This is a genomic window from Phyllobacterium sp. SB3 (assembly GCF_040009165.1).
GTDB lineage: Bacteria > Pseudomonadota > Alphaproteobacteria > Rhizobiales > Rhizobiaceae > Phyllobacterium.
The window spans coordinates 1-6,347 of record NZ_JBDYKI010000017.1; the positions used below are offsets into that span (position 1 = coordinate 1).

Here is a 6,347-nt window from a genome sequence, read left to right on the forward strand (position 1 = left end):
CAGCCACCTTCCGGTTTGGCTGCAACGCTCCCGGTAGCGCTGAAAGAGGCCATCAATTTTACAGCAAACGATACCGAGACGCCAAAATGATGGGCAGCCGCATGACGGGAATGACCTGCCTCTACAAGCCGCACTGTCCGTTGCCGAAGATCAAGCGAGCAAGCCTTGGTCATTGCAAATCACCTCCAGCAGGAAGTGAATCATGAAATCACATTTCAGAAAAGCATCTCGATTCTGTCAGAAAAGCCGACGCTATAGCATACCAAGTCGCCGACAAATTCCATCGTGGCCGAGTTGAGCCGTGAGTGACAGCTACCTACAACGGTCCGCCATAATCTAGCAATTCAGGTGGGCGATCGTATCGACTCCTGGAAGCTTCCTGGTCTTTATGTAACACACGCGAGACTCGGAATGTGTGCCTAACTCACGAGTTCGAAACCTTGACAGATGCTATCGGGCCGAGGCACGCCCGAGCTGCCGAGCTATTGCGCGTGGAACCCACACACTCACTAACTGCGATGCCCGGTGACATCCGTCAGGCGATGGACGCAGCTTCCGTCATCGCATACCGTTCCTTGGCATAGCGGATGAGCGCACCAAAGCGATAAATGCCATGGACGAATTTGCCATATGGCATGGTGATGAAGAACCCGAACACGAAACCGAGATGGAGCGCGAGGAGGGTTCCCATTGCGGGCGTTGTGCGCAGGATCAGGAGGAGCAGCCCCGTCAGTCCCACGAGAAACAGCATAGCTATAAAGGCGATGTCCATTCCCTTGCGGCTTTTGTCCTGTAAGGCGGGATCGCGCTTGGACTTGGCAAAAAACAGGCCAACCGGTCCAATGACAAGGCCGATCCCGCCGATAGTGCCGAGGATGACCGGTAGATCATACCAAGGGTAGGGCGCATGATAGCCAAGGAGATAATGGTATAGCGTGGCCACGCTGGTTGAACCGAAGCACAGCAGGAAGCCATAGAAAGTGAAGTGATGATAAAGCCGGCGGCGATCCGTTGGCTGGTCGTCCTCGTTAAAGCAGCCGACCCCGCCGCCGTCAAGATAACGCAGCTGCGCGGTGTCTTTTATCGCCTGCCATATGGATATCTGGTCGGTCAACGTTGCGCCATTCTCGCCGATATCTTTCCAGAACAGGCGAAAGCCCATGATGAGGGCGACAATCGCATAAAGGAAGGCGCATCCAAAGATCAGTGCCATCGTGTTGTGCGGCATGATCGCATAGAACAATTTTGGATCTGGCTGGGATCCGAACATGACGGCCGAATTGCTGAATGCCATGAAGCCGAAGAAAAACAGCCCGATGCTGACAGCCGTGATGAGGCTTATTGCGAGGCCGTTGCGGACAAGCAGCGGAGCGAGTGCGCGCGGCCATACGTAGGATTTGTAGGAATCATTGCGAACGATTGCCAGCGTTTGCGGTACGTTTACGTTGAACTCGTGCGGTGGCGAGAATTGGCAATCGGTGTAGCAGGCACCGCATCCGTGGCAGAGATTGGCAAGATAATTGAGATCACCATCGGCAAAGCCACGGCGCATTTCCATGGCAGGGAAGACGGCGCACAATCCTTCGCAATAGCGGCAGGAATTACACACGGTCATCAGGCGATCGGCCTCGGCTAAAGCTTCAGTTGCGTGCATTGCGAGCAGCCTCCCGTCCGGCAATGCGTCCAAAGACGCTGCCTATTGTCATTCCGATGCCTGCGGCGTAGCCCTTACCGAGGACATTGCCGGCCATGATCTCGCCAGCGGCGAACATATTCTTTGCCAGACTACCGTCTGCCATGATCATTCTTGCATCACGGTTCACGCGGGTGCCGAGATAGGTAAAGGTAATTCCGGGTCGCACCGGGTAGGCATAGAAAGGCGCCTCGGCGATGGGTCTTGCCCAGTGGCTTTTCGGCGGCGAGAGCCCTTCGGTGCTGCAATCGTCGAGAATGGTATGATCGAAAGCACCGGGTTTAACCGCCTTGTTGAAGCCATTCACTGTCGCAATGAGCGCTGTGGGATCGAGTCCAAGTTTTTCGGCAAGCTCCGGGATCGTGTCGGCCTTTATCGGCGGAAACAGCGAGGGCATGAACATTTTGAGAGAGGGTTCGTCAAAGATGATAAAGGCGATCTGGTCAGGTTGCGCTGCTACAAGACGCCCCCAGATGGCGTAGCGCTTCGGCCAGACATCCTCGCCTTCATCGTAAAAGCGTTGCGCCTCCTTGTTGACGACAATGCCAAAGACAACGCAGTCGAGACGGGTAATGATGCCGCCGTCAAATTTTGGCGCCCGCGCATCGATAGCGACGGCGTGGCACTGCTTGGGATCGCCGATCTCTTTAACACCTTTATCCAAAAGCATCCGCAGGACAGAGCCTCGATTATAAGGCGTGCCGCGAATAAGGAAATTGTTGGCGACATCGCCCCAGGATTCCTTGAGCCAATCAATGTTTGCCTCGAAACCGCCAGCCGCAGCGACAAGACTGGTCGCTCTCACCTCAAATCGTCCACACCTATGGCTGACCATGGCGGATTTGAATGCACCATCGACAATATCAAGCTCAACCACTTCGGCATCATACACGACTTCGATTCCAAGCCGTTCGGCAGTACGATAGAGAGCATTGAGCATGGCCCTGCCGCCGCCGAGAAAAAAAGAATTAGTGCGCCCGAGGCTGAGTGTTCCGCCAAGCGAAGGCTGCCAGCGGATACCTTGTTCAACGATCCAATCGAGGATTTCTTTCGATTCGTGGATCATAAAGCGGGCAAGCTCTTCGTCAGTTTGTCTTTCGGTGACCAGCATCAGATCGTTGAAGAATTCTTCTTCCGAATAGGGCCCAGTTAATATCTTTGTCGCGCGGTCGTGCGCGCAACGCATGTTACGTGTGTGACGCGTATTGCCGCCGCGATAGAATTTGGGCGCGCCTTCCAGAACAAGAACGCTTGCGCCATCTCTTGTGGCGCTGATAGCGGCGCACAATGCGGCATTGCCACCGCCAATAACCACAACATCATATTGTTGGTTCAATATCGCCACGGCGTCTCCAGATGGCAGATATTGCGAAACGACTCCTTCCTGCTTCAGTTCCAGCGATGACAAGACGTGTCTCCCCATTGTCGATGGCGCCCGTTCACGACAATGATGCGGGCGTCTTTCCCATCTTTCCGAGTTGTATATCTTTGTATACAAATAGGTCGCGGATTGTGCAATGGGACAATTTGTGCTTTCGAATTATTTAAATCGCATTCAAGAGAGTGACCGAGAGGGGCACATGTCGGTAAATGCAACCAGGATGGAACTGCTGGACCGGAAAACCGGATTGTCGCTGGGCGAAGCGGTCTTCCGCGCGCTTCGACAGGCTTTGCGTTCAGGGCAATACCGATCCGGCGACAGGCTGCGGGAAGACGAAATTGCCCAGACCCTGAAAGTGAGTCGAACACCCGTGCGCGAGGCCTTGAACAGGCTGATGGCCACAGGTTTCATCGAACAGGCGTCAGGGCGCGGTCTGGTCGTGCGTCACCTCGACATTGCTGAAGTTCTCGAGCTTTATGCGATGCGGGAAATTCTCGAAGGGGCAGCTGCGCGCCTGGCTTCGCGGCATGCTTCGCTCGCGGAAATCGAAGCGCTGAACGACCTTGAGGGTCGCTTTGAGGCCTTGAATGACGATCCAGCCGAGATGGCGAAGGTTAACCGGACGTTCCATGAAACCATTTTCCGAGCAGCAAAAAACCGCTATCTTGACGGCGCTCTTGAAGAACTGCAAGATGGGATTTCGCTTCTGCATCCGACGACCTTTACAGTTCAACAACGTCCGGGTACTGCCGCTAACGAGCATCGAGAAATCATTGCTGCGATTACGGGGCGCGATGCCGATCGTGCCGAACAGATGGCAAGATTGCACATACAGGAATCCCTGCGCACCAGATTGCGGCTCTTCAACAGCTAGAGCGCGTTCACTTTATCATGGATCATATCCGCATGCCGCGAAGTAGTTTGCGCATTCGTGAGGTTCGAACAGTCCAATAGCCTTGACAGCCTCCCACAGGGCTTCGATGGTGCGTTCAGCCTTTGCCGCGTATGACAGCCGGATGGAATCATGATCGGTAGTGTGGTGCACACAATCGTTCGCGTCATGCCGCTTAATCCCGCGGGCATCAATGTATATTTCGAATTACAGGCGAGGGCATAAACGTAATAGGAAACTCAGGTTCCGGCCAATCCTCGCCATTGACGTAACCTTCGATTGATACCGTTGCTTTGCCCCTCAAAGAACAGGAGAAAGCCCAAGGTATCTTCTGCACCCTTCGGTAGAGCTTGTGGAATGTGTCGATAGACTCTGTCGCTCCACTCCCAATCAAAAGCTTCGCTTGTGACGGTGATCTCGGTCAAAAATCCCACAGGATTTCTATCGCGGCCGATCACGTTTATTGCTTCTCGCGATGGAAGAGGTTTTCCTTCTTGCTCGCAATATTTTCGCAAGACTGCATATTCGAGATCGGTGATCATTGCATACTTTTTGAATGCACCTTTGGCAGACCACAACTGACAGGCTCCTATTCAACTGCTAGAACTTCACCATCATCAATGTTGCACCTCTCCAACCGGCGGCATTGTTTACCACAAGCTATTCGTGAGATCATAACGCGCTCAAGCGCCTCTTAACACATCAATGGATTTGTTTGATGCTCTGTTCTAGGCTCACAAGGTCACGAACGGGAGATTGATACCAGAATGCGCAGTATTCTAATTGGCACCTATACCGGAGATCCGAAAAGGAGATACCGACATGCAACGATATATTCTGACCGGAAATGAAAACCCCCGCCTCAAACTCGCCCGGGCCGACGTGCGCCCGCCGGCGAAGGGCGAAGTTGCCGTCGACCTCCGGGCTGCTTCGTTGAACTACCGGGATCTGGTCATCGCCAGCAACTTCAAGGACGTTGTTCCGCTTTCCGACGGAGCGGGCGTTGTATCGGCCGTTGGCGAAGGCGTAGATGATTGGAAGGTCGGCGATCGCGTTGTGATCGGCTTCATGCCTGGATGGGTGGAAGGCCCGATCACACCCGACAAGAAGGCCTCAAGTCTCGGTAGCCAGACGATGAACGGTGTGCTGACGGAACGTATCGTTGTTCCTTGGAACGGTATCGTGCGCATTCCCGATGCCATGACGTTCGAAGAGGCAGCGACCTTGCCATGCGCCGGGGTGACCGCGTTTTCGGCCCTGTTCGAGCGCCGGTCATTGCAGCCGGGTGAAACCGTCCTGCTCCTTGGAACGGGTGGTGTCTCCATCTTCGCCCTTCAATTCGCAAAAATGGCGGGCGCTCGTGTCATCATCACCTCCAGCTCCGACGAAAAGCTTGAGCGTGCCTGCGCACTCGGGGCTGATGAAGTGATCAACTATCGCCGCACGACGGCTTGGGAGGAAGAAGTTCTCCGTCTGACCGATGATGTCGGTGCTGATCTTGCGGTGGATGTAGTAGGCCCCGCGACGCTTAGTCAGACGCTCAAGGCCACCCGGTTCGATGGGCGTATTTCTCTCATGGGCGTGCTGACCGGCTTTGACGGTCATATTGACACAGGCGCGATTCTGGAAAAAAGGATCACGCTGCAAGGGATCTATGTCGGGCCGGTCGCGACACTCGGTGCTCTGGTGAAAACGGGCATCAAGCCGCAGGTCGATCAGGTCTTTCCGTTCGCCGAAGCTGAAGCTGCCTATAATTCACTACGCGATGCAGGACATTTCGGCAAACTGGTCGTGAGCATCGCATAGGAACACCAACGTCCGAAGAAGGCTCAAAGCGCCTGTCGCCTGATCACTATGATAAGTCTGATTCGGGTGCCCGACAACCGAAAACCAGCAGCTAACAGATGGGGTGGTTGCCGCCCTCCCAGGCGGCATCAAGATGTGCCAGAAAAGTGGTGTTAAGGGCCACTGAGCGGAAAGGACCGCAACCGTGACGAAGGATACAATGATCGGAGTAGACTTGGCAAAGTCTGTTTTCAGCTGCAATGACGGGCGAAGTGCGGTTTAAGAAGAAGCTTTCCAAGGAGGGGTTTTCGAAGTTCATGACGGGCCACGCCCCTGTAGTTGTAGTTATGGAGGCTTGCAGCAGCGCGCATTACCGGGGCCCACGAGATGGTCCGGCTCGGCCACGAGGTGAAGCTCGTTGCACCGCAGTACGTGAAGCCGTTTGTCAAATAATGGTCACCTGACCATTATGCAGAGCGTTTTTAGCGTGGCGTCGCGGATATTGACGTCGACGAGCGCGCGAAGACTGATGGCGACGGTGCGCTAAAAACGTGTTGGGCTAAGCCGCGGGCGCGCGTGGGGTTCTATGGGTATTG

The 6,347-nt window shown here is 54.6% G+C and carries 5 protein-coding genes and 2 pseudogenes; 3 read left to right on the forward strand and 4 right to left on the reverse strand.

The window, feature by feature from the left end:
• Positions 1 to 535: 535 nt before the first annotated feature.
• On the reverse strand, positions 536 to 1,654 hold the full coding sequence (gene tcuB / locus ABKW30_RS29085; RefSeq protein WP_348602462.1) for a tricarballylate utilization 4Fe-4S protein TcuB: 1,119 nt from the start codon (positions 1,652 to 1,654) through the stop codon (positions 536 to 538).
• The gene (gene tcuA, locus ABKW30_RS29090) at positions 1,641 to 3,029 is read right to left on the reverse strand and encodes an FAD-dependent tricarballylate dehydrogenase TcuA (protein ID WP_348602466.1); all 1,389 of its coding nucleotides are present in this window, start codon (positions 3,027 to 3,029) and stop codon (positions 1,641 to 1,643) included. Before tcuA ends, tcuB begins: the two co-directional genes overlap by 14 nt.
• Positions 3,030 to 3,273: 244 nt before the next feature.
• Here tcuA and ABKW30_RS29095 point away from each other — a divergent pair, with 244 nt between their 5' ends.
• A complete protein-coding gene (locus tag ABKW30_RS29095; RefSeq protein WP_348602463.1) occupies positions 3,274 to 3,948 on the forward strand; it encodes a GntR family transcriptional regulator in 675 nt (224 codons plus the stop codon).
• A 15-nt stretch (positions 3,949 to 3,963) separates the two neighbouring features.
• Here ABKW30_RS29095 and ABKW30_RS29100 read toward each other — a convergent pair.
• A pseudogene (locus tag ABKW30_RS29100) lies at positions 3,964 to 4,071 on the reverse strand (IS630 family transposase); the annotation flags it as partial.
• A gap of 134 nt (positions 4,072 to 4,205) precedes the next feature.
• Entirely contained in the window at positions 4,206 to 4,508 is a 303-nt protein-coding gene (locus ABKW30_RS29105) for a hypothetical protein (protein ID WP_348602464.1), read from the reverse strand.
• Between the two features lie 280 nt (positions 4,509 to 4,788).
• Here ABKW30_RS29105 and ABKW30_RS29110 point away from each other — a divergent pair, with 280 nt between their 5' ends.
• Both ABKW30_RS29110 and ABKW30_RS29115 read left to right on the forward strand, forming a co-directional pair.
• Complete coding sequence (locus ABKW30_RS29110) at positions 4,789 to 5,772, forward strand: NAD(P)-dependent alcohol dehydrogenase (protein ID WP_348602465.1); 984 nt, start codon at positions 4,789 to 4,791, stop codon at positions 5,770 to 5,772.
• Positions 5,773 to 6,092: 320 nt separating this feature from the next.
• Positions 6,093 to 6,201 (forward strand): annotated as a pseudogene (locus ABKW30_RS29115) (IS110 family transposase); the annotation flags it as partial.
• Positions 6,202 to 6,347: the final 146 nt, after the last annotated feature.